Origin of the sequence: Ruegeria sp. YS9, assembly GCF_024628725.1 — a bacterium.
GTDB lineage: Bacteria > Pseudomonadota > Alphaproteobacteria > Rhodobacterales > Rhodobacteraceae > Ruegeria > Ruegeria atlantica_C.
Genome location: NZ_CP102409.1, coordinates 869,177 through 893,090, shown reverse-complemented (window position 1 = coordinate 893,090; position 23,914 = coordinate 869,177). Strand labels below are relative to the sequence as shown.

Genomic DNA, 23,914 nt, shown 5'->3' with positions numbered 1-23,914 from the left:
GGCGGCTATTCAGGTGGTAGCACAATCATTTACCCTGGCGGGCGGGGTTGGTCTTATGACCCGCTTTCTCCGATGCCTGGAACCAAGCGGCAGAAAGGCAAGAAGAAAGCCAAAGCCAAGAAGCCCAAAAACGCACCGACGAACGATGACTTTCTAGAGCACTTTTCCCTATCGTGTGCCTGCTGCAGAATTTTGGGCATTGAATGGCCTAGCGTCAGTAACGACGAGCGTCGGAACCCACTTATGGATGCGAAAAGCAACGGGTACCACAAACCGTTCCGCCAAAAAGTGGGAAGGCAAAGAAAGAAAGCTAATCGGATTCTTTCCTCCTATGCGGCTCAATGTGCCGCCTCTGACAAAAAAGGCGAGGTGCGACCCAAAATCCCAAAATCGATTAGGTTTGCAGCTGAGGTTTCGAGTTTTCCGTCTCGACTGGAGCAGAGGATTAAGGAGCACAAGAACCCTCCCCACCACCAAGCCGATGCCGACAACTCGCCCCAAACCGTGAAGTGAACGCGGTTGCCCGCGTCCACTGCTGCTTTGATTTCTTCCGCCGTCATCGCAACGCCTCCTCAAGGATTGCGAGAGCCCCAAGACAATCGTCGATAAAAGGCTGTTCTTCGCCGTCCAGATCGTTCAGCTCCAGCCGGTTCAACACCGCGTAAAGCGTGGCGCGCGCCTCTCTGGCGGCGCTTCGCAAGCTGACGGTATCTTCCAGACGCGCGGTCGCGAAATCATCGCTGCGATAGTCTGGGGTCATCAGATTTCTCCCGCCTTGTGCTTCCAACGCGGGGCGATGTCTTTGAACGGCACAGTGAAGGGCGGCAGCGCGTCAAAGCCGTTCGAGCTCTTGGCCACCTTCACCTTGGCGCAATCGCCCTCGACGCTGAGGATCTCGACGCAGAACACACCGCCCAAACCTGACGGAACAACGATCTCTTTCAGCTCGTGCCGATGCTTTCCGCAATAGACGCAGGTGCTATAGAGCCCGTCGATGATGTGACCGCCGGTAGTGCGATCACAGTCGCAGGTCCAGAATTTCGGGGGCTGATATTTGTGAGCCATTTGTGGCCTCCTTTTGGGTGCTGCGGTCGGGGCTTGGCTCCCCTTCCGCCGATGGGCTGCACACCGGCCAATCTGATCTGACCGAATACGCATGTATTCGGCGGAACAGAGTGGGTGGGGGGCAAAGCCCGACCCACGCCCCTGGCGCGGCCAGTCAATGGGTCAAAGCCCGCAACTGGTGCGGCCCGCAGCGCGCCCCGCGCGAGGACACGGGTTGCAGGCTTTGACGACGCGCCCGCGCGGCGCTTGCCCATTGACGGGACACGACAGGGATGTTGGGCGGACCAATCAAATTGAAAGAAGCCTGAAGGAGGTGAGCGGGCTGAAAGCCAGTCGATCCTCCGCACAGTCCGTTTCTCAGGGCGGCCCGTGCGCAGCAGCACGGGCCACAATTTCTAAGCCTGTCTGGAGATCAGCTTTGTTCTTGTATGTCTTCGTATAGCTTTTCTGCAGTGACGCCGGTGGCTTTCGAAATCTCTCTTGCCAATGAGAGCGCTTCCTGAACCTTTAATCCATGAGACAGGGGCACCTGAACTTTGTCTGAGAAAAGCGCCATCACAAAATAATGGTCACATTGTTCATCGGAGAGCAGCTCGCGAAGTCTTTCAAACATTGGGTGATCCGAAGGGTTCTTCTTTGCGCCGAACCGTGAAAAAAGAGGCATCTGGAATTCCTTCTGAAAATCATATTTTTCGGCACCTTACGACCGAGAGGGAAACCCCACAATGCTCAAAAGAACCGCGTTGAGTTTGACCTCGCGCCCCGCCACATGAGGCGGGCCGCAGGTGCTCAAAGTTCAACACCGGCCTTCAAGTTTCCGTCCGGATCCAGCCAATTGCGCGCCTCTGCGCAATCCAAGCAAATACAGGTGCCACTGACTTTCACGATGACCGGCGCGAGAAAGATCACCGGGTTTGACGTGCCGCATTTGCGATACGTCATCTGGGGCAGGATTGCGCGGCCGCTCATGCTGCGGTCGCTTTCTCTTGATCAGCGGCTGCTAGGACAAAATCGGCGGCCTTCTGCGCCTCGGACGCCGCGCGAAAAATCGCCCGTTTGTCCTCTTTGAGCGCTTTCAACCACCCTTCGACATAGGCGGCGCTTTGGTCAAACTCCGGTGGAACGCCAATCTGAGCCCCAAGGAAACAAGCCCCGATTTCCGCCACCAACTCTTCAAAGGCATAGGCCTCGCGGTTCGCAAATTTCTTGATCCGCTCCAGCCGCTTTTCGCTGCCAGTCCAATGGATCAACTCATGCGCCAATGTCCCATAATAGCGTGACGCATAGTGAAACGTGGCAATCGGCGGCATGTGGATGTGATCTTTGGCGGGGCTGTAATAAGCGCGTGGGTCGTCGCTGGTGAGGATCTCCGCCCCCGTTCGGCTGAAAAACGCCTCAAGCGCTGGATCTTCCGCCGTCCCAAGATCGCGCGGGGCCTCGGGCCGGATATAGTACTCCTCCGGCAAACCTTCGATCTGATCGGCATTGAACACGCGGTATGCGCGCGCATAGGGCAGTTCTTCCTCAATGCCCTGCTCGTTCTCTCGGGTGAACGTCCCGTATTTGACCACGGTCGACGACGTTTCACCTTTGCGGACCTGTCCACCCAGCTCCTGAGCCTGCTTGTAGGTCATCCAGCGGCTGGACACATAACCATGCTTGGCCGCCATGACCCAGAGCATCAGGACGTTAATTCCGCGATACTCCTCCCCGTTGTGTCGGATCGGCAGGGCAACGCCGGACGCGCTTCCTGTCCACGGTTTGCGCCATGGCGGCGTGCCCGCCTCGATCTCTGCAATAATGGTGTCGGTGACATGGGCATAAACATCAAACTTTGGTGCCATTTGTGGCCTCCTCGATCAAAGTGACGCGGGTGAGGCTTCGCGCCCCCTTTCCGCCGATGGGCTGCGCCTCGGCCACCTGATCTGACCGAATACGCATGTATTCGGCGGAACAGAGTGGGAGAGGGCAAAGCCCGACCCACGGCCCTGAACGGGGCTGTCAATCGGCCACATTTGCGAAGAAAATGTCTGCGTCAAAATCGGACGCCAATTTGCCGCGCGAGGAATGGCTCGCCTGTGAGACAGGGGAAATTGGTGGCTGATTTTGGGGATGGACTAAGGTTGACCGCCACGGTCAGGGATGTTGGGCGGACCAAACAAAAGGAATGATGCCTGGACCGGGGTGAGCGGGCCAACGGCCCGTTGAGCCTCGGTGCAGTCTACTGGGAGATGTTGCCCGCGCGATTAGGCGTGGGCTCGAAACAAGACGAACATCAGCTTGGCGTGTCGCAACGACCTGTTGCGGCACTTCTGATCGTCAAACAGCCTTGGCGATGATCCGAAAGATAATCCGTGTACATAGGTTGAATTTGGGCTGTGAACACAGGCCGTTACGCGATACGTTTACAAAAAACCGTTCGAATTCAGGGCAATCTTTTGAAAATCATCGACAACATTTCTGTCCTCTTGGGAGATGAGCTGAAAGCGGGGTCCGAAGCAGGTGCGAAAATCCGGGTGGCGGCCAGTTGCTTCTCAATCTTTGCATATGAAGCACTGCGGAATGAACTGGAAAGCGTCAAAGAGCTCGAGTTCATACTGACAGATCCGACGTTTATTCCGAACGAAGCTCTCGGGCGTTCAAGGAAAGAGAAACGAGAGTTCTTTATCCCGAAACAGCTCAGGGAAACCGCTCTTTACGGCACAGAATTTGAGATTCATCTTCGGAACAAATTAACTCAAAAGGCCATTGCAAAACAGTGCGCAGACTGGATCCGGAGGAAAGCCACCTTTAAATCCAACGCTACTGACGCCCCGATGCAGCAATTCGCGACCATCGAAGCGCGCAAGGGAAACAAGGTTTTCTCGCCTATCAGTGGATTTTCCGCCGTTGATTTGGGCTACCAGCCTGGCAACGCTGTTTCGAATTTCACGCATGCCTTCGAGGACGACCTTTCGGCAAAAACTTATCTTTCGTTGTTTGATCAGGTTTGGGCCAACCCCGCAAACGTTCAAGATGTGACGGATCAAGTCCTTCAGCACATTGAGGCCGTTTACCAGGAGAATTCGCCGCAAAGGATTTACTTCCTGATCCTGTACAACATCTTCAGGGAGTTCCTTGAGGAGGTCGATGAGGATGTACTGCCCAATGACCAAACAGGGTACCTGGACAGCCTCGTCTGGAACAAGCTGTTCAACTATCAACGAGACGCTGCAACTGGGGTAATTAACAAGCTGGAAACCTATAACGGCTGCATCCTTGCGGACAGCGTCGGCTTGGGAAAGACCTTCACTGCGCTCGCGGTAGTCAAATATTATGAACTAAGGAACAAATCTGTTCTGGTTCTCTGCCCAAAAAAGCTTGCTGACAATTGGCGGAACTACAACACGAACCTCAAGACAAACCTGTTTGCGGCCGACCGCTTTAACTACGATGTCCTCTGCCACACTGACCTTTCCAGAACATCCGGCGAGTCTCTGGGCATCCCGCTCGATCGGGTCAATTGGGGCAATTATGATCTGGTCGTCATCGATGAGTCTCACAACTTCCGAAACAACGACGTCTACAAAGATCGGGAAACTCGGTACCAGAAGCTGATGAACAAGGTCATCAGATCCGGCGTGAAGACAAAAGTTCTGATGCTTTCCGCGACCCCCGTTAACAACAGGTTCACCGACCTACGCAACCAGCTCGCATTGGCATACGAGGGGCATTCGGACACTTTGAGCCGAAACCTAAAGACCAAATCCAGTGTTGAAGAGATTTTCCGGAAGGCTCAAACCGCTTTCAATACTTGGTCGGAGCTCCCTCCAGCGGAACGCACGGCGCAATCCATTCTTAGAGCGCTGGATCTTGATTTCTTTGAGCTCCTGGATTCGGTGACAATTGCGCGTTCTCGTAAGCATATTGAGCAATTCTACGACACTGCCGACATCGGGCAATTCCCCGAGCGTAAGAAGCCAATTTCCCATCACCTCCCGATCACGTTCCGCGAAGATGTCGTGGGATTTGACGAGATTTACAGCGACCTATCCCTTCTAAAAATGGCTGTCTACGCACCGGTGAACTACATCCAACCGAGCCGCCTTAGAAAATATGAAGAGCTCTACGACACCAAGACAGAAGGCTCCAAAGGTACGTTGCGCCAGGCCGATCGCGAGCGCAGCCTGCAAGCGCTGATGACGACGAACCTTCTAAAGCGCCTTGAAAGCTCAGTAGAGGCATTCCGTCTCACACTTGGCGCGCTTGACCGAAACATCGGCGCGATGCTGGAGGCCATCGACCGGTTCGAGGCGAGTGGCGGCAATGGCAGGATCGAAGACGTCTTCAATGACGTGGACAACTTGGATACCGACGATGACGACCTGTCGGGACTTGGCGAATTCACAATCGGCAAGAAGATCCAAATCGACCTCGCTGATATGGATATCCCGACGTGGAAAGCTGACTTGGGCGGCGACCGTGAGATCATTCAAGGCCTCTTGACCGAGATGAACAAGGTTGGCGTTGGAGAGGATGCTAAGCTCCAGCACCTTATCGACGTCATCACGAAAAAGATGGCGTCGCCTTTGAATCCAGGCAATCGCAAGGTTCTGATCTTTACCGCCTACGCGGATACCGCCGAATATCTTTATCGCCACGTCGCGCCCACCCTCAAAGGCGCGATGGGCTCCGAGACAGGCATCGTCACGGGCTCAGGGAACCCCAAGACGACCTTGAAGCCTCACTATGACTTCCAGTCGGTTCTGACCCTTTTTGCCCCCAGGGCGAAAGAGAAGGCGCTGATCATGCCGGAGGTGCCAGATGAGCTGGATATCTTGATCGGAACAGACTGCATTTCCGAAGGGCAAAACCTTCAGGATTGCGACTACCTGATCAACTACGACATCCACTGGAACCCGGTTCGCATCGTGCAGCGCTTTGGCCGGGTTGACCGGATCGGCTCGCCCAACACCGCCATTCAGCTGGTCAACTACTGGCCCGACATCTCGCTCGACGAGTACATCAACCTCAAGGAACGGGTCGAAAACCGGATGCACATCGTCGACCTCACTGGCACCGGCGAAGACAACGTGCTGACGGCGAAAAGCAGTGACGTCGCCTATCGCAAGGACCAGTTACAGCGCCTGCAGGAAGAAGTGATCGAGCTCGAAGACGTCAAAACCGGCGTTTCCATCACAGACCTGGGCCTGAACGACTTCCGTATGGACCTCCTGAACTACACCAAGGAACATGGCGATCTGGCGGGCCAACCAAAAGGCCTGCACGCCATCGTCCCGTCCAACCCCGCAAAAGGCTTGCAGCCTGGTGTGATCTTCGCTCTGCGCAACATCCACCCTGATGTGAACGTCAACCAGCAGAACCGGCTGCACCCCTACTACCTGATTTACCTCGACAACGACGCGAACGTCATCGCCGACCATACCGAGGTGAAGCGCCTGCTCGACCTGATCCGCTCCAGCAGCAAAGGTCTGGACAAACCGATCAAGGCGCTCTGCGACGCCTTCAACTCCGAAACCCGCGACGGGCGTGAGATGGGCAAGTATTCCGAACTGCTCAGCGACGCGATCAAATCCATGATCGAGGTGAAGGAAGAGCGTGACCTCGACAGCCTCTTTTCCGGTGGCCACACCACCGCGCTGACCCACACCATCGCCGGTCTCGATGACTTTGAACTGCTCGCCTTCATCATCGTGAGGGATCCCGCATGACTGCGCTCTACGACTACCCCAAATCAACGCTCCTGAAGCGCGTCGTGCCCAAGACGCGGATCTATGACCGCGTCCAGGCCACCACAACGCTCAAGGACAAATTCGTCGCCCAAGTTGACCAGATCACATGGCGCGCCAAGCTGGCCCCGGAAACGATCAACCTGCCTGCCACCAAATCCGTGCCAGAGATACAGGTCTTCCGCGTCACGCTGAAATCGAGCGCGGTGCAAGACGACGTGCTTAAAGCCATCGACCGCGCCATCCCCTTTCCGATCCTGTTCGAACTGGAACAGGACGGCCAGATCCAGATCGCCGCCGCCCACAAACGCCCGTCAGAGGCGGACGCGGCCAAATGGGTGCTCTCGGACTATCTGCGCTCGGACTGGCTTCCCATCGACACGCCCCGCAGCCTATTGCCAGTGGCGCTGAACCTTGGCGTGCTTTATGAACAGATCCTGACGGCGCTCATGCCGATTGTGCCGCAAACGGCGGAATCCTTGAGCGCGCGGATGGACCGGACGCACGCCCTCAAAACCAAAGAGCGTGAGATCAGCCAGCTGAAATCCAGGTTGAAACGCGAGACGCAATTCAACATCAAAATGACACTGCACAGTCAACTGCGTGAGGCGCAGGCGGACTTCGAGCATCTGAAAAAGCCGGAATAGGCAGGGGAAGAAATGAGTAACGAGATCGAAAAGCTGAAAATGCACAGCCCTGACCTGACGCAGGACAACATCGCCAATATCCGCGCGCTGTTCCCCAGCTGCGTGACCGAAGCGGCGGGCGAGGATGGCAAGCTGCGACTGGCGGTGGATTTTGACCAGCTGCGCCAAGAGCTGTCCGACAGCATCGTCGAGGGGCCGCAGGAACGCTATCACCTGAACTGGCCGGGCAAGCGCGAAGCGCTGATCACCGCCAACGCCCCCATCGCCAAAACCCTGCGCCCCGCGCGCAACGAAAGCGTGGATTTCGACACCACCCAGAACCTGTTCATCGAAGGTGACAACCTAGAGGCGCTGAAGCTGCTGCAAGAGACCTATCTGGGCAAGGTCAAGATGATCTACATCGACCCGCCGTATAACACCGGGAAGGACTTCGTTTATCGAGACAATTTTGCGGAACAAACCGACGAATACTTCGAGCGTTCGAACCAAACGGACGGTGAAGGAAACCGGCTAGTTTCCAACCCGACTAGCAACGGTAGATTCCATTCCGACTGGCTTTCAATGATCTATCCAAGACTTCGTTTGGCTCGAAATTTTCTGGCAGACGACGGGGTCTTCTTTGCAAGCATCGACGACAATGAACTCTCGAATTTGACCAAGGTCTGCGACGACGTTTTTGGCCATGAGAACCATTTAGCTACTTACACCATCAAAGTGAGATATGAGGGTAAGACGCTCGTCGAGGATATGCTCTTCCAAAAAGTTGTCGAAAATATCGTTGTATACGCCAAGTCACGAGCACACGTTTCGTTGGTTCAACCAACAGAAGACTACAGCTACGACAAATTTGAATGGAACGTCTCTGAAGTTGGCGAACCGCAGACTATCGAACTGGGCGGCAAACGAGTCGACGTATTTGAACCGGGTTCGTTCTCAATAAACAAAGTCGAACCAAGCGCCTCTGCATTGAAAGAAATTTGGGCTACTGGAACAATTCTTGACGGAAACTCTTCTGGCCGTTTTTTTCGAGACTACCTAGGAGGACGTGCTGCAGATGATGGTCTTGGCGTACTCTACAAGGTTTGGGGTATCGGAGACGATCAACTGGACTATCGATATTTCACAGGTCCGAAGAGAGAAGGCGCTACCAAAGGAAAATACTACCAAGGCGTTCCCTCTGGAAAACTAGAGACTGACTCTTTGAAGCAAAAACCAATTGTCACCTATCTCGATCTAGCAGCCGACTTTGGAAACTGCCGCCATGAAGGAGGAATTGATTTCCGTAGCGGCAAGAAACCGCTCCGCCTCTTGAAAGAGTTGGCCTCTATTGTGCCGCTTTCTGATGGCGACACAGTGATGGATTTCTTTGCTGGATCAGGCACAACCGCTCATTTTACGATGGATATCGGGTCAGCAAGCGGCCTGAACCTAAACAGCCTTTCGGTTCAGATTCCAGAGGACGTCCCGGAAGACACCGAAACATATCGGGCCGGCTTCCAAAAAATATCAGATATCACCAAAGAACGCATCCGCCGCGCGGGGCAGAAAATCCTCGAAGGCGAATGTCACCCCGATTGGAACAAGGATGTCGGCTTCCGCGTGCTCAAGATCGACAGCTCCAACATGGCCGATGTGTTCTACACACCAGATCAAACCTCTCAGGCCGATCTGCTGTCCCGCGTGGACAATATCAAACCCGACCGCACGGCCGAGGATTTGCTGTTCCAAGTTCTGCTCGATTGGGGCGTTGACCTGACCCTGCCCATCCGCCGCGAGACGGTTCAGGGCAAAACCGTCTTCTTCGTAGCCGACACCGCCCTGATGGCCTGTTTCGACGATGGTATTTCCGAGGACCTCGTCAAAGAGCTGGCAGGCCACGCCCCCATGCGGATCGTGTTCAAGGACACAGGCTTTGCCGACGACCAGACCAAGATCAACGTGCGCCAGATCTTCAAGGCCATCTCGCCTGAGACCGAAGTGAAGGCGATTTGACCCCATGAAGATCAAGTTCAAGTCGCAACCCTATCAGACAGCGGCGGTCGAGGCCGTGGTCGATTGTTTCGAAGGTCAGCCCAACACGGCGGCGCAAGTCTATCGGATCGACCCCGGTGTCCGCGCGCAGATGCGGGCGGATGAAGACGGCTTCCGCAACGCTGATATTGCCATGCCTGCGAGCCAAGTGCTGGAAAACATCCGCAAGGTGCAGCAGCGCCAGAACCTGCCCCTGTCCGAAAGCCTAAGCACCTTTGTAGATGACAAGGGCAAGCCCAAGAAGGCCAGCTATAAGGCGGGCGCGGCCATCAACCTCGACATCGAGATGGAGACCGGCACGGGCAAGACCTATTGCTATATCAAGTCCATCTTCGAGATGAACAAACGCTATGGCTGGTCCAAGTTCATCATCATGGTGCCGTCAATCGCGATCCGCGAAGGCGTGGCCAAGTCGCTGGAGATGACGGCAGAGCATTTCGTCGAAAGCTACGGCAAAAAGGCGCGGTTCTTCATCTATAACTCCAAGCGGCTGCATGAGTTGGAGAGCTTTTCCTCGGACGCAGGCATCAACGTGATGGTGATCAACGTGCAGGCGTTCAACGCGTCGGGCGCTGACAACCGGCGGATTTACGAAGAGCTGGATGATTTCCAGTCGCGCCGCCCCATCGACGTGATTGCCAAGAACCGACCCATCCTTATCCTCGACGAGCCGCAGAAGATGGAAGGCACGGCAACCCAGAACGCCCTGCCCAAGTTCAACCCGCTGTTCATCCTGCGCTACTCCGCAACCCACAAGACGATCCATAACAAGGTGCATCGCCTGGATGCGGTCGACGCGTTCAGCCAGAAGCTGGTCAAGAAGATCGAAGTGCGCGGCATTCAGGCCAAGGGTCTGACCGGAACGAATGCGTATCTCTATCTGGAAGGCATACAGATCTCCAAAAGCGACCCGGTAGCGCGGGTTGAGATGGAGGTCAAAACCAACTCCGGCATCAAGCGGGTGCTGCGCAAGGTCGAAAAAGGTCGCAACCTGTTCGATCTATCCAAGGGTCTCGATCAGTACCGGGATTTCGTCGTCTCTGACATCGACGCACGCGTGGACGAGGTGCATTTCACCAACGGCGCGGTTTTGCAGGCCGGTGAAGCCAGTGGTGACATCACCGAACGTGACATTCGCCGCATTCAGATCCGCGAGACCATCGCGGCCCATCTGGAGCGTGAAAAGCAGCTGTTCGCCAAGGGCATCAAGGTGCTGTCCCTGTTCTTCATCGACGAGGTGGCAAAGTATCGGGACTACGACGCTGAGGACGAAAAAGGCGAATATGCGCGTGTCTTCGAGGAAGAATACGAAGCACTGAAAGCCGAATACCTCGGCGAGTTGCCCTTGGAGGATGAGGCTTACCGAAAGCACCTGGACAGCATCGACGTCGGTGCGACCCACAACGGCTATTTCTCGATCGACAAGAAGGGCAAGCTGGTTGATCCAAAGGTCAAAGCGCGTGGTGAGTTCGCCGGTTTGACGGATGACGTTTCAGCCTACGATCTGATCCTGAAGGACAAGGAGCGGCTGCTTTCCTTCGAAGAACCGACGCGGTTCATCTTCTCCCACTCCGCGTTGCGCGAGGGCTGGGACAACCCGAACGTCTTTGTGATGTGCATGCTCAAGCACAGCGACAACACCATATCGCGTCGCCAGGAGGTTGGCCGGGGCCTCCGCATTTCGGTCAACAAAAACGGCGATCGTATGGATCACGCGGCAACCGTGCATGACATCAACGTCCTGACCGTGGTGGCCAGCGAAAGCTATAAAGACTTTGTCGGCGGGCTTCAGAAGGAAATCGCTGAAAACCTGTCGGAGCGCCCGCGCCAAGCGAACGCCGAGTACTTCGAAGGCAAGTCGATCACGGTCAATGGCAGTGAAACCACTGTAACCAAGGACATGGCCAAACGCATCGAGCGGTATCTCGTCAAGAACGACTACATCGATGATAATGATGGCATCACTCAAGCGTATCATGACGCGCGTGAGGCGGGCACGCTGGCTGCGTTGCCCGAAGAACTGCTGGACCAACAGGAACAGATCCTGCAACTGGTCGACACCGTGTTCAACGGAAGCCAGCTCGAGAATATGATGGGCGATGGCCGCAAGCCCAAAGCAATCCCGCGAAACAAGAACTTCGAAAAGAAGGAGTTTCAGGAACTTTGGCAGCGCATCAACCGCAAGGCTGTTTATCAGGTCGAATTTGACTCCAATGACCTGGTCAGACGCTGCATCGATGCTTTGGACCGGGATCTCGTTGTCTCGCCTCTGCAATACGTCGTCACCGAAGGCAAACTTTCGGATGAGCTGACTGAGGCTCAGCTTCGCACCGGAGCTGCGTTCAAGCAATCGGCTATACGCAGTGAGGAAAGCAGCTCTGCCCACTCGCTGGTTTCATATGATGTCATCGGCAAACTTGCCGAAGGAGCAGACTTGACGCGTGGGACGATCGGGAAAATTCTGACCGGAATGAGCGCTGCGAAGTTCTCGACGTTCCAGGCCAACCCTGAACAGTTCATCTCTGAGGCCTCACGCATAATCAAAGAGCAGAAGGCCACGACTGTCATCGAGCATCTGACCTATGATGCAACTGCCGACAGATACGACACCGATATTTTCCCCGCGACCCAGAGTGGCACTGATCTGACGCAGGCCGTCGGGAAGTTGCGAAACCACATCTATGACTATGCGGTGGTCGACTCTGGGGTCGAACGCAAATTTGTTGAAGATCTGGATACAAGCGATGAAATCGTCGTCTATTCGAAGCTACCGCAGGGGTTTCTCATCCCTACGCCCGTCGGTGACTACAATCCCGACTGGGCGATAGCTTTCAAAGAGCAATCCGTGCAGCACATCTATTTTGTTGCGGAAACAAAGGGCTCCCAGCCGTCCCTCAAGTTCCGCGAGTTGGAGCGAGAAAAAATCAAGTGCGCCAGAAAGTTTTTCGAGGAGATTGCGAACAGCGTCCCGAATGACCGGGTAAAGTATGATGTTGTGTCAGACTTTTCTGAGCTCATGTCTGCAGTTCGGGGCAACTAGCCGTGCTTGAGGGGTAGCCTTTGATCCACGTTGATTTGAGCGAGATAAAATTTTCTCGCCTTTCGCAAAAGCACCCTGCGAATCCATCAGGCTGCGACGCTTTACAGCGTCACCACAGTTTTTTCATCATGGCCAGAGTTCGAGCGCATAGATTTAGGGAACAGACCAATGAAACTGACCGAAGAAATAGACCTTGAGGCCTTCGCCAAAGCCTTTCTCGAAACCTACCTAGAGAATGGCTACACGACCATGCCGAAACGGGAAATCGACCTACTAGTATTGCGCATGTTGATCGAGCATCGTGAAAGTTGGTCCTGGGAAGAGCCGCCGAGCGCCTTTGCTTTGTCTCAGGAGTTGCGTGCCACAAGAAGCAAAATGCGGTCCATGATGGACGAAATTTCCTTTCGCCACCTCGCGAATGAAGACACGGCCCGAAAACGACTACGCAAGATCATCACGGATCGCGTGCGTGAGGAAGGTGAAGAGCTTTTTGAAAACAATAAGGTCCGCATCCAGATCGAGGATGGATTTCTTCGAGAGTTTGCAAAGGATCTGGTTCAGAAAGATTTTGGGATCGTCGACTCATCTTTTAACAGCTCGATCCTAGTGCTCTCCGGCGACAAGTTCTTGGCAATTGCATTTGAGGTGATGCCGGAATCTGCGCGCGAGAAGATCGAAACGGAGCTTAATGAACACAAAGAAGCATTGCACGCTCAAGACAATCAGAACCTTGTCCGCCTATTCTTTGAGCATGCTGTTAAAGGTGCAGGCAATGAAGTTGGAAAGCAGGCAATTAACCTTGGCGTCACCGCGTTGACTGGCGGCACGGATAAACTTCCTGGGATCGTGAAGTGGTTCATCGACAAAATGAAAAGCGACGATTCTGACTCGGTTTCTGTCGAGGTTTGACAATGGCTGCCCCCATAACACTTCGCGACTATTTGCGTCGACGCGCCGCGTGGGTTTGGAACGAACAGGGTCATGCTTTCAAGCAGGGCTTATCACTTCAGGAAGAGACTCTTACCGAAATGCTTTTGCTTCGCATGGCCCGCGATCATGCCAAACACGGCTTGAGCGTCACGATGTTCAATAAAACCGAGGAAGGCATCAACGGTGCCGACTGGGAATGGATCGTGCGAACGCCGTGGTGCGATCTGGGCCTCCGTGTCCAGGCCAAGAGATTGTATCACGCCAGCAAAGGAACGGATTATGGCGGTCTAGACCCCAAATCGGGGCAATCGGCAAAATTGATTGCCAACGCGGGGACCAGCATCCCGCTCTATGTTTTCTTCAACCACGACCACGGCACTAACTCCAGCCTCCTCAATGGGGGCGGCGAACACCCCTATCGGGGGCGAAGCTATTGGGGGTGCTCGATCGCGTGTGCAAAGAAAGTTGAAGCAGAAAAGAGTAACGCTCTAAGCAAGTTGAAGAAGCACTCAAAGCCCTGGCACCGCCTATTCACACCGTCCGGCAACTGTAACGCTATGGGCGCACTGGGCATTGATTTTGGCGAGGCAGATCGCTCGATGCCAGGGGATAGGCGTCAGATTTTTGAGCGCATCCGCGACCGTACTTTTATGTCGCAGTACATTCTCAAGCATGATCTGGCTGGTGTTGCGATTATAGATTTCTCCGATTTTCGAGGTGAGTGATGTTCCGAGTTGACTTAAGCCAAAACCGTTTGTCCCGCCTGTCCCAAATGCGCTTTTCTGAGTTGAACCTGCGCGAGCGCGACCATCTGCAGGAGTGGCTGGCCAACCAGCCTGACGCCCTCGGTGAAGAATTGCTGATCATTCAGAAAGAGTTCGACGGGTTTGATGAAACCCGAGAACGCCTAGATCTCTTGGCGCTCGACAAGGACGGCAACCTCGTTGTGATCGAGAACAAGCTTGATGACAGCGGGAGAGATGTGACGTGGCAGGCGCTGAAGTACACCGCCTACGTCTCCGGCCTGACCAAGACGCAAATCGTCGACATCTATCAGCAATACCTCGACCGCTATGCGGGCGGCGGCAATGCGGCCGTGCGGATTTGCGAGTTCATGGAAGTTGAAGAGCTCGAAGAGACCGTTCTAAACCCAGGCAATGACCAAAGGATGATATTCATCGCAGCGAATTTTCGTCGCGAGGTCACGGCAACAGTCCTGTGGCTCCTCAGCCGCGGAATTCGCGCACAGTGCTTTAAGGTGACTCCGTATTCGTTTGGCGACGAGCTGATGGTCGACATTCAACAGATCATACCCACGCCTGAGGCGGCGGACTTCATGATCGGGATGTCGAGCAAAGAAAACGAAGAGAAAGCCGTCCAGGACACGCAGAAAAAGCGACACAAACTGCGCTTGGACTTCTGGGAAGCGGCCCTTGAACAGCTGCGTGTCGACGGCGTTACACTTTACCAGAATATCAGCCCGACCAAGGATCATTGGCTCAGCGCAGGATCTGGGACCCGGTCTTGCCCCTATCAGATGATCTTCTCGAGAGATGAAGCGCGGGTCGAGATAAGCTTGCAGCGCTCTGAAACCGCAGAGAACAAATGGTTGTTCGATCAGCTCTATGGCCAGAAAGATGCCATCGAAACAGCTTTTGGGGCCGAACTCGATTGGCGGCGCATGGACGATAAGAAGGCAAGCCGCATCGTCTACGCTCAACCTTTTGACGGCTTCAACAGAGAAGCGTGGCCCGAGATGATTGGTTGGCTTGCGGCTCATATCCAAAAACTGGAAACGGCTTTCAGCGAACCGCTTACGCGCCTGAACCGGCAGGTCCGCTCTCAAGACGAAGCAACCTAGCTGGCAACCTTGTTTTCGCCGATGAAGGCCAGGGCGGAGAACCCGCCCTGGAACTGAGGTCACTCGGTGACTGGATCTTCATCGCGGCGCGGAAAGGCGACCATTTCGACGTCGGGAAACATGCTGTGTTTGACGTTGATCGAGGTAATGTTGCCGCTGTCGTCGGTGTTGACGAAGAGGACGCCGCAGCGGTCCCAGAAGTTCTTGCCGTCTTTTTCGCCGGATTTGACGTTCAGTTTCAGAGTTTGAGTAGCCATTTTTGATCCTCACTTTGAGTGTTTCGATGAACATGACCAAAGCTGGCACCCAGGGGCTGTCAGCGAGAAACTTGCCTCGCGAGGAATGCGCTGGCGCAGGGGAATTTTCTTGTTGAAGCGGGGCTTGCCCCGCGTCCGGCACGGCTGCCCGCTTATGTTCAGCAATCAGAAACACAGCGTTGAGGGTCTGAGTTCGGCACTCCAAAATCGACCTGCCACGTCATCACGCATCGGAATGGCCAAGGACCTCAAAATCTCGCTGCAGCCAAACGGCTTTCGGTCAATCTAATTCAACAGCGGCCCCAGCTCACGCACGCGCCAGATCCGCTTCCTCGTGCTCGAAGGCTGTTGCCATCTCCCTGATCTCTCGCTCCGGAGCCCCCAAGGCACGGGCAACATCACGCCAAGCAATAGTCGCTTCGGCCACCTCGGCAATGATGCGATCTGCCTCGCCGCGTTCGAGAAGATAGGAGTCATGTTGCACGCGGTGCAGGGCGATACTGGCATCCGGGTTGTCATCGTCGACATAGCTCTTTAGCACACGCGGTTGGTTCGGCACAGGGTTGATGTCGTAGGCTGGTGAGAGATGCCATCCGCCACGCCCACGCAGAAACCCGTGATTGCGCATATGGTCATCGAGGTTCGTCACGAGAATGGAAAAGGCAACCCGCCGGTAGAGTTCCTCGCGGTCTTGGTCGGGCGTTACGCTTTCTGAAGTGATGATATCGGCTAGGTCCAAATAGCTGTAGCTTTCGCCATCCTTGCCGCCCAGCATCGCCATAGCTGAGATGAACGGGATCCTGCCGTCCTCGTTCCGGTCAAACCGATGGGACAGGAAAACAGGCTTGTCGCCAGCCATCTCAAGCGTGTGATCCGAGACCGTAATTCCAGCGCGCCTTGCCAGCTCCAGCGCTATGGCCTCCCAGCGTTCCACGCAATAGGTGTCGGTCTCTTTCGGGAACTTGGCGACGGACAGACGGCCGTGTTGGTCAAGGATGCTGGCCTTCGGCCGTGCGCCACCCAGAGAACTTCCCGGTGCAAACAGCATCTTGAGGTCCTCAGCAGTCTCCTCCCCGCGCAGAACGCGCTGAGACGCATGAAGCAAATCCCCGAGGCTCACGAGCGCAGGCACGCCAATGCCCTCGCGCGCTTGAAACACTCCTTCAACCCTGAAGCGCAGCGCACCCAAACGGGTCTCGTCATTCACGCCAAGCAGGTAGTCGGTTTCTTGCAGCACTCTCGGACGTCGCCCCTCGGCCTCTGCCATGCGACCCTCAAAACGCCGCATGACCGTTCTGCCCCAGGTATCAGGGGCAGAATCCCCAAGCGGTGCAAGCATGTCCTGCCCTGCCTCAGGCACGAATTGCCCTCTGACGAGAGGCATGTCCGGCGAAAGCCCAAAGGCATTTTCGTCGGCAAGCCAGCCGTCATGATAGGTAAAGGACACCCGCTCTCGGCCGCGCCCCGCTGTGCGGTGGAGCGTGCCGACCCGTTTCAGCCCCTTCCAGTCGATCCAGACCTCAACCATTTTTCAGTCTCGCACGCTGCGGGAGGTCATCCAGGGCCATCTGCTCGCCAACCGGATCGTCGATATCCCCCCAACCTTTCAGAAGGCCGAGCGCCTGCAACACGGCCACGTAAGTGCCGATCTTGACTGCGGGGTTGCCGCTTTCGATCTTGGCGATGGTCTGCCGCGTTGTGCCAGCACGCTGCGCAACAATCTCAGCGGTCAGTTTGCGGCGCAGTCGTGCAACACGAATGTTTTCCCCAAGTGCCACGAGCTCCTTACGCGCCGCCCTGGGCATTTTGATCGGAACAGCCATAATGATATCTCCAAGTGACACTAAGCACAAATATGTTACGCTGAGAAAACATTAATGTCAAATTTCATCGCTTAACCTGACGATCCAACACCCCAGCTCGCACCAAGGTTTATGTTATCTCTACATAACATCGAGAGAATTAAGGTTACCAGTACGAAACATGGCCTCGTTGCCTCACCGCACTCATACAACTCGTCTGCTCGAACGAAACCATTGCGTTGCCTTCCTTCGAAAGTCATGCCTGCAGCCCCGCCGCGCGCACCTGCTCGGGCGTCACCAGTTTTGACGCAATCAAATCTTCGATCTGCCGGTTGGTGATGTGGCGGCACAGGGGATGGCGCTCATGGATCCACTCGGCGAGGCTGGCGCGTCCTTTGGCTTCGGACTCTCGCGCTTTCTCACGATCCGCTTGTATCTGGGCCAGTCCCTTCTCCCATCGGCGCATCTTGAACCAGTTGTCTGAGAAGCAGACCTTGCTGCGTGTGTAGCCTTCGCTTTCCTTGGCATAGGCTTTGACCGCCAGCAGAAGGTCATCGGGCTCCACACCGGCTTTCAATGATGCAGCGATCAAGCGCAGAGTAGTTCGTTTGTCTCGGATCCTGTCTTCGGGATAGGCCGCCAAGATCTTCTCAGATTCAAGATCGTCAACCTCCTCCGCCGCCTCGCGCCTGCGCGTAGGTGGTTTATGGATGGTTTTAGGATGGTTTGGGGTCCACCGTGAACCCCGTACCCCGTTCACCGTGGACCCCGTACCGGGTTCAGGCTGGACGGGGTTCACAGTGACCCCCGTGTCGATGTCGGGCTCAGCCGTGGGCTCGAGCGCGGCCACGCGCTCAAGAACGATGCGGTAAATGACGGTGTAGCCATTCTTGCAGTGCCGCCGCCCCGTCTCGATCAGAATGCCTTCGCGCAGGAAGTCGATGATGGTGCGCTTGACCGTGCTCTCGCTGAGCTCTGTGTGGCGCTGGATCGTCCCTTTGGAACACCAGATGCCAGAGCCGTCATCGCTCGCCTTGTCGGCCAAGAACATGATGATCTGCTTGCGCGCGGCGCTGCCAAAGCGACGCTCGGCGCATTCATTTGCGATGCGCCAGCTCATGATCTCACCGCCATTTGGGTTGAGGTCAGACCGGAAATGCCATATGTTTGGAGACGGAAATATTCTTCTATGCCGTTGAGGTGGGTGGCCGCCCCCTCAGCGGTTTTTCTTTGCCTTTTCGCCAGAGCAAGAGCCTGTGAAAAACCGTTTACTTGGGCCTCGTAACCTATTGAAAAGTGACCCTGAACGAAACAAGTACGTTTACAATCTTGCCCTTTTAAATCAACGAAATTTTCCGGATTGCAAATCCGTGTACACCGGTTCGATTCCGGTACTCGCCTCCATTTTATTCTAAATCATTGACTTAGCCCTGTGGTGCTCGGGTGTGACACAAAGTGGGACACACCTACAATGATGCAGTCATCCTACCTAAGCCTTTCAAGACATGGTGTTTATTATTTCCGGTGGCCTATCCCTCCGTCTTATGAGCAAAAGCGAACATCTGTAAGAATATCGCTACGAACTCGCTGCCCGCATAGGGCTGGTGATCTGGCACGCTTTCTTGCATCTTGATGGCCTGTCCTACGACCGGTTGGAAGCCATGGATGGCGTAGTTCGGTTGCACGCCACCCGAAACGGCCAGCCGGTGACAGTGGATGCAGAAAAACTGATGCTGGCGACAGGGCGCGTCCCGAACACCGGATCCCTCGCGCTTGATGTCGCAGGGATTGCGACGGACGAAAGAGGCGGAGTAATCGTCGATCCTGCGATGAACAGTTCCCGCGAGGGTGTATATGCCGCTGGTGACGTAACCGGCAATGACCAGTTCGTCTATATGGCTGCCTATGGCGCAAAGCTGGCGGCAAAGAATGCCATGAACGGAAACTCGCTGAGCTATGACAATAGCGTCATGCCTTCTGTGGTCTTTTCAGATCCTCAAGTCGCCAGCGTCGGTGCAACTGAAGCGCAGGCTGCTGCTCAGGGCCATGACGTCATCACATCCGTATTGGGCCTGGAGCACGTCCCACGCGCGCTTGCGGCCCGCGATACGCGCGGCCTGATCAAGCTGGTGGCGGACAAACAAAGCAAGAAACTGCTTGGTGCCCATATCATCGCGCCCGAAGGATCAGACACAATCCAGACCGCTGCGATGGCTCTGAAAATGGGTATGACCTACGACGACTTGGGTGACATGATCTTTCCATACCTCACGACGGTCGAGGGCCTGAAACTGGCCGCGCAGACATTTGAGAAAGACGTTGGCAAGCTGTCCTGCTGCGCGGGCTGACAGCCGCTTTTGCTCGCAGCTCTGGTCTTGTTCGGGCAACCGCAAAAGACCCTTGGGCAAGTCGTGTGCTGCGGGCTTTCACATTTCCGGATCGTCTGTTGTCCGGGTCGTGTTTCAACCCCTTCCGTTTGCTCTGCTTCGACCATGTGAGGACTGCACCTCTCATGCCAGGTTCGGGGGCTGCCTCATGCGAATTGGCAAACGCCTCTATCTGACAGGTTCGTCAAACAAGGTCTTTACCATTACTCAAACCGCTATTCCTTGAGAAATATAATGTCCCCAGGCGATCGAAAAACGAAACTTCATGACAAGCAGGGAAGGATGAACTAGGAATCTAACAAAGAAAAAGTTCTGGACGTATTGTGGAACACATTGCCTTTACCTTCGAGATGGGGGTCGTTTGCACCCTTCTGGCTTTCACCGTTTTCTTGTTCGTTTCCGAGATCATCAGGATCGACCTTTCCGCCATATTGGTTCTGGTTCTCATAGGTTTGCTCAGCTACGCGCCCGGGCTGGGAAATCTGGCGGATGTCACCCTTCTGTTCGACGGCTTCGCATCCAATGCCGTCATCTCGATCATAGCGGTCATGATCGTCGGGGCTGGTCTGGACAAGACGGGGATCATGAACAAGGTGGCTGCCGTCATCCTCAAATACGGCGGCAAATCGGAAGGCAGGGTCGTTCCCATCATCTCCGGAACCGTTGGCGTCATTTCCTCGTTCATGCAGAATGTCGGCGCCGCTGCTCTGTTTCTTCCCGTTGTCAGCCGAATATCTTCACGGTCAGGTATACCGCTGTCGCGCCTGCTGATGCCGATGGGATTCTGCGCCATTCTGGGCGGCACAATGACAATGGTCGGGTCGTCTCCTCTTATCCTGCTGAACGATCTGATCCTGACGGCAAATGACAGTCTGCCGACCTCTCAGAAAATGGAGCCCTTCGGCCTGTTTTCGGTCACGCCGATCGGTGCGGTTCTGATCCTGACCGGAATTGGTTACTTTCTGCTGTTGGGACGCTGGGTTTTGCCCGAGGCTGAAGAGCCTGACAATACGGGTACCGGACAAGGGACACAGGAATACCTGCAAAGGGTCTATGGCCTCAAAGCCGATGTGTTCGAAGTCGTGGTGCCCGAGGACAGCCCCCTGGTCGGCAAGATTCTGGCCGACATCAACCACGAAAACCACCTGTACATCATTTCCACCTTCTATCGCGGCAAAACCTCGATGGTTCAGGTTTTGACAGCGGAAATTGCAGCGCCGTGTCGGCTGGCCATCGTCGGCCGCCGTTGGGAGGTCGAGAAATTCGCCGAGAAATACGGGCTGACCGTTCTTCCCGACTTGGACGTTTTCGTCGAAGAGTTCGCCCCAACCAATGCAGGCGTGGCCGAGGTGGTCATCACGCCCGACAGCAAGCTGATCGGCAAATGCCCCCGCGAGCTTTTGTTTCGCAAGACCTACGGGATGTCGCTGCTGGCCATTCACCGCGGCGAAGAGACGCTGAGCCATGTCGAGACCGAGGATCACGAATCCACTCAGATCGGGCTCGAAAAGTTTCAGGCGGGCGACATGCTCGTGGCGCATACCAGATGGGACAACCTGATGCGGATCAAACGAGATCCGGATTTCGTCGTTGTGACAACGGACTTTCCACAGGACGAGCTGAGGCCGCAAAAAGTCGGCTGGGCCCTGGCATTTTTCGCCATTTCGCTGTCGTTGATCCTGTTCACGGATGTCCGGCTTTCACTCTGCCTTCTTACCGGAGCGGTGGGCATGATGTTGACTCGTGTGCTCAGCGTGGATGAGGCATACCGCGCGGTCGGCTGGAACACCGTTTTCCTGCTCGCCTGCCTCATACCGTTGGGACAAGCCGTACAGAACACAGGCACCGCTGCGTGGATCGCCCAGCAGATCATGATAATTCTGGACGGCTGGCCGCTATGGTCGCTGCAAACCGGCATCGCCATTCTGGCGACGGCCTTTTCTTTGGTCATGTCAAATGTGGGGGCCACGGTTCTGCTGGTGCCTCTGGCGGTATCGATTGCGATAGCGGCTGGCGGGAATCCGGCCGTCTTTGCCCTGACCGTCGCCATTTCCACATCGAACAGCTTCATCATCCCAACCCATCAGGTAAACGCCTTGATCATGGGGCCGGCAGGATACAAGGTGATGGATTTCGTGCGGTCCGGAGGGATCATGACTGTGCTGTTTCTGGTCGTCTCGCTGCTCATGATCAACGTCATTTATTAGCGCGAGAGGATCCGGGGTATTCGGTGTTCTTTTCCCATCATCGGGACAGGTTCCCTTGAGCCACCCGCTCACCACAGTGTACGACCCTGGCAGAGATACCGTTGGTCTCTGGGCCCATCTCAGGCTGAACCCCGCACGACATGCCGCCCATCGACGCCCACAGGTCGCTTTCTACTCCTCTGCATCATTGTTGCGCGCGACTCGCTTGACAAGCAGGCCAGCGGTGCCGCATGTCCCTTTCGTTGGTGTCGGTGACAGCCGATGAAAAGGGAATGCGTCAACGGTCATGCCGCCAAACGCAGCCGCCCCCGCGACCGTGAACGGAGAGGATGCCCAATGCCACTGGCCCGAAAGCCGGGAAGGCGGGACATCCGACAGAGGCCCGCCTCTGGCATCCGCAAGCCGGGAGACCTGCCAACAACCGAAGTTGAAACCGGGCGGGGTGTTCCGGTGTCGGGTCCATGACCAATCGTGGCCCGCATGAAACCCCGTCCCCCGCGAAGAGGATTTGGGGGGATGAGAGACATGACCGAGACCGCACCAGTCGAGTTGCTGGTCTGTACCACCTGCCGTCGCGGCCTGCCTGTCGAAGATGACGCGCAACGCCCGGGCGCTTTATTGCACAAGGCCCTGGAACAGGCGGACCTGCCCGACGGTGTCACCCTGAAAGCCGTTGAATGCCTGTCAAACTGCGATCAAGGCTGTTCGATCGTATTGCGCGGCGGGCCGGGCCGCTGGACCTTCGTGTACGAAAACCTGAGCGAAACAGATCATGTCGACGTCATTGTCGACGGTGCGACCAAGTATCTGGCCACTGAAGATGGTTTGGTGAAATGGCGCGAACGCCCCGAACATTTTCGCAAGAACTGTGCCTCGCGCATTCCCCCGATTGGAGCCTGACATGTCGAACCTCGAAAAACTCCCCGTCACAGTGATCACCGGCTTTCTTGGCTCGGGCAAAACCACTTTGGTGCGTCACCTGATGCAGAACCCGCAGGGCAAGCGCCTTGCTGTCGTGGTCAACGAGTTCGGCGATGTAGGCGTCGATGGCGACATCCTGAAATCCTGCGCCATCCCGGATTGCCCGGCGGAAAACATCATGGAACTGGCCAATGGCTGCATCTGCTGCACCGTGGCCGATGATTTCATTCCCACCATCGAGGCTCTGATGGCGCTGGACCCGCGCCCGGATCACATCCTGATCGAAACCTCGGGACTGGCGCTTCCCAAACCATTGCTCAAGGCGTTCGACTGGCCCGATATCCGTTCCAGGATCACCGTGGACGGCGTGATTGCCCTGGCCGATGCCGAGGCCGTGGCCGCCGGTCGTTTCGCGCCCAATGTCGAAGCGGTGGACGCCCAGCGCATGGCCGATGACTCGATCGACCACGAAACGCCCCTGTCCGAGGTGTTCGAGGATCAGATCTCGTGCGCCGACATCATCCTGCTGACCAAGCCCGACCTCGCCGGCCCCGAAGGCGTGGCGAAGGCGCGCGAGATCATCGCAGCCGAGGCGCCGCGCCCCCTGCCCGTGGTCGAAGTGGCCGAAGGTGCCGTGGACGTTCGCGTCGTGTTGGGTCTGGAAGCCGCCGCCGAGGATGACATGGACGCCCGACCCTCGCATCACGACGGCCACCATGATCACGAGCATGACGATTTCGAAAGCATCATCGTCGAGTTGCCCGAGCAAGCCGATCCGACCCAACTGGTGGCCAATATCGAGCGTCTGGCGAACGAGCTGAACATCCTGCGGGTCAAAGGGTATGCTGCCGTTCAGGGCAAACCCATGCGCCTGCTGGTTCAGGCGGTCGGTGCGCGGGTACGGCACCAGTATGACCGTCCGTGGGAACCCGGCGAAGAACGCCGTTCGCGTCTGGTCGTCATCGCCGAGCATGACGATATCAAAGAGGCGGAAATCCGCGAAATCCTCGTGGGTGTGCGTGAGGCTGCCGAGTAAG

General features: G+C 55.9%; 21 protein-coding genes, 1 pseudogene and 1 riboswitch. Of the genes and pseudogenes, 12 read left to right on the top strand and 10 right to left on the bottom strand.

Annotated elements, in window-relative coordinates:
• Nucleotides 1–338 precede the first annotated feature (338 nt).
• The 6 genes from NOR97_RS04590 to NOR97_RS04565 all read right to left on the bottom strand — a co-directional run bounded on the left by NOR97_RS04590 (nt 339) and on the right by NOR97_RS04565 (nt 2,909).
• Nucleotides 339–560, bottom strand: coding sequence for a hypothetical protein (locus tag NOR97_RS04590; protein WP_257600351.1), 222 nt, complete (start codon nt 558–560; stop codon nt 339–341).
• Nucleotides 557–760 carry a hypothetical protein gene (locus NOR97_RS04585; RefSeq protein ID WP_257600350.1) on the bottom strand — a complete coding sequence of 68 codons (204 nt, stop codon included), beginning with the start codon at nt 758–760 and terminating at the stop codon, nt 557–559. Before NOR97_RS04585 ends, NOR97_RS04590 begins: the two co-directional genes overlap by 4 nt.
• On the bottom strand, nt 760–1,065 hold the full coding sequence (locus tag NOR97_RS04580; protein ID WP_257600349.1) for a hypothetical protein: 306 nt from the start codon (nt 1,063–1,065) through the stop codon (nt 760–762). The genes NOR97_RS04585 and NOR97_RS04580 overlap by 1 nt, the downstream gene beginning before the upstream one ends.
• A 412-nt stretch (nt 1,066–1,477) precedes the next feature.
• On the bottom strand, nt 1,478–1,729 hold the full coding sequence (locus NOR97_RS04575; protein ID WP_257600348.1) for a hypothetical protein: 252 nt from the start codon (nt 1,727–1,729) through the stop codon (nt 1,478–1,480).
• Between the two features lie 125 nt (nt 1,730–1,854).
• Nucleotides 1,855–2,034, bottom strand: coding sequence for a hypothetical protein (locus tag NOR97_RS04570; protein ID WP_257600347.1), 180 nt, complete (start codon nt 2,032–2,034; stop codon nt 1,855–1,857).
• Nucleotides 2,031–2,909 (bottom strand): ArdC family protein, encoded by an 879-nt coding sequence (locus tag NOR97_RS04565; protein ID WP_257600346.1) that lies wholly within the window; start codon nt 2,907–2,909, stop codon nt 2,031–2,033. The genes NOR97_RS04570 and NOR97_RS04565 overlap by 4 nt, the downstream gene beginning before the upstream one ends.
• A 594-nt stretch (nt 2,910–3,503) precedes the next feature.
• Between NOR97_RS04565 and NOR97_RS04560 the strand changes: the two genes are divergently transcribed.
• The 7 genes from NOR97_RS04560 to NOR97_RS04530 all read left to right on the top strand — a co-directional run bounded on the left by NOR97_RS04560 (nt 3,504) and on the right by NOR97_RS04530 (nt 15,303).
• Complete coding sequence (locus tag NOR97_RS04560) at nt 3,504–6,776, top strand: helicase-related protein (protein ID WP_257600345.1); 3,273 nt, start codon at nt 3,504–3,506, stop codon at nt 6,774–6,776.
• The gene (locus tag NOR97_RS04555; RefSeq protein WP_257600344.1) at nt 6,773–7,441 is read left to right on the top strand and encodes a DUF4391 domain-containing protein; all 669 of its coding nucleotides are present in this window, start codon (nt 6,773–6,775) and stop codon (nt 7,439–7,441) included. Before NOR97_RS04560 ends, NOR97_RS04555 begins: the two co-directional genes overlap by 4 nt.
• 12 nt (nt 7,442–7,453) lie before the next feature.
• A complete protein-coding gene (locus NOR97_RS04550; RefSeq protein ID WP_257600343.1) occupies nt 7,454–9,433 on the top strand; it encodes a site-specific DNA-methyltransferase in 1,980 nt (659 codons plus the stop codon).
• Between the two features lie 4 nt (nt 9,434–9,437).
• Complete coding sequence (locus NOR97_RS04545; protein WP_257600342.1) at nt 9,438–12,512, top strand: type III restriction-modification system endonuclease; 3,075 nt, start codon at nt 9,438–9,440, stop codon at nt 12,510–12,512.
• Nucleotides 12,513–12,680: 168 nt separating this feature from the next.
• Nucleotides 12,681–13,421, top strand: a complete 741-nt coding sequence (locus NOR97_RS04540) for a hypothetical protein (protein WP_257600341.1) — start codon at nt 12,681–12,683, stop codon at nt 13,419–13,421.
• A gap of 2 nt (nt 13,422–13,423) precedes the next feature.
• On the top strand, nt 13,424–14,167 hold the full coding sequence (locus tag NOR97_RS04535; protein ID WP_257600340.1) for a DUF6615 family protein: 744 nt from the start codon (nt 13,424–13,426) through the stop codon (nt 14,165–14,167).
• Complete coding sequence (locus NOR97_RS04530) at nt 14,167–15,303, top strand: DUF4268 domain-containing protein (RefSeq protein WP_257600339.1); 1,137 nt, start codon at nt 14,167–14,169, stop codon at nt 15,301–15,303. The genes NOR97_RS04535 and NOR97_RS04530 overlap by 1 nt, the downstream gene beginning before the upstream one ends.
• 59 nt (nt 15,304–15,362) lie before the next feature.
• Here the strand turns inward: NOR97_RS04530 and NOR97_RS04525 are convergent, their stop codons facing one another.
• From NOR97_RS04525 to NOR97_RS04510, 4 genes are all read right to left on the bottom strand, one after another.
• On the bottom strand, nt 15,363–15,560 hold the full coding sequence (locus NOR97_RS04525) for a hypothetical protein (RefSeq protein ID WP_035262952.1): 198 nt from the start codon (nt 15,558–15,560) through the stop codon (nt 15,363–15,365).
• A 307-nt stretch (nt 15,561–15,867) separates the two neighbouring features.
• On the bottom strand, nt 15,868–17,088 hold the full coding sequence (locus NOR97_RS04520; RefSeq protein ID WP_257600338.1) for a type II toxin-antitoxin system HipA family toxin: 1,221 nt from the start codon (nt 17,086–17,088) through the stop codon (nt 15,868–15,870).
• Nucleotides 17,081–17,383, bottom strand: a complete 303-nt coding sequence (locus NOR97_RS04515; RefSeq protein WP_058260762.1) for a helix-turn-helix domain-containing protein — start codon at nt 17,381–17,383, stop codon at nt 17,081–17,083. Before NOR97_RS04515 ends, NOR97_RS04520 begins: the two co-directional genes overlap by 8 nt.
• Before the next feature lie 235 nt (nt 17,384–17,618).
• Complete coding sequence (locus NOR97_RS04510; protein WP_257600337.1) at nt 17,619–18,482, bottom strand: hypothetical protein; 864 nt, start codon at nt 18,480–18,482, stop codon at nt 17,619–17,621.
• A gap of 351 nt (nt 18,483–18,833) precedes the next feature.
• Between NOR97_RS04510 and NOR97_RS21145 the strand changes: the two genes are divergently transcribed.
• From NOR97_RS21145 to cobW, 5 genes and pseudogenes are all read left to right on the top strand, one after another.
• The gene (locus NOR97_RS21145; RefSeq protein WP_306979159.1) at nt 18,834–18,995 is read left to right on the top strand and encodes a DUF6538 domain-containing protein; all 162 of its coding nucleotides are present in this window, start codon (nt 18,834–18,836) and stop codon (nt 18,993–18,995) included.
• Nucleotides 18,991–19,710, top strand: a pseudogene (locus NOR97_RS04505) (FAD-dependent oxidoreductase); the annotation flags it as partial. The gene NOR97_RS21145 and the pseudogene NOR97_RS04505, both read left to right, overlap by 5 nt.
• Before the next feature lie 389 nt (nt 19,711–20,099).
• Nucleotides 20,100–21,956, top strand: a complete 1,857-nt coding sequence (locus NOR97_RS04500) for an SLC13 family permease (RefSeq protein ID WP_257600829.1) — start codon at nt 20,100–20,102, stop codon at nt 21,954–21,956.
• 226 nt (nt 21,957–22,182) lie between these two features.
• Nucleotides 22,183–22,390, top strand: a riboswitch (cobalamin riboswitch).
• Between the two features lie 91 nt (nt 22,391–22,481).
• A complete protein-coding gene (locus NOR97_RS04495; RefSeq protein WP_257600336.1) occupies nt 22,482–22,856 on the top strand; it encodes a DUF1636 domain-containing protein in 375 nt (124 codons plus the stop codon).
• Nucleotide 22,857: 1 nt separating this feature from the next.
• Entirely contained in the window at nt 22,858–23,913 is a 1,056-nt protein-coding gene (gene cobW / locus NOR97_RS04490) for a cobalamin biosynthesis protein CobW (protein ID WP_257600335.1), read from the top strand.
• Nucleotide 23,914 lies beyond the last annotated feature (1 nt).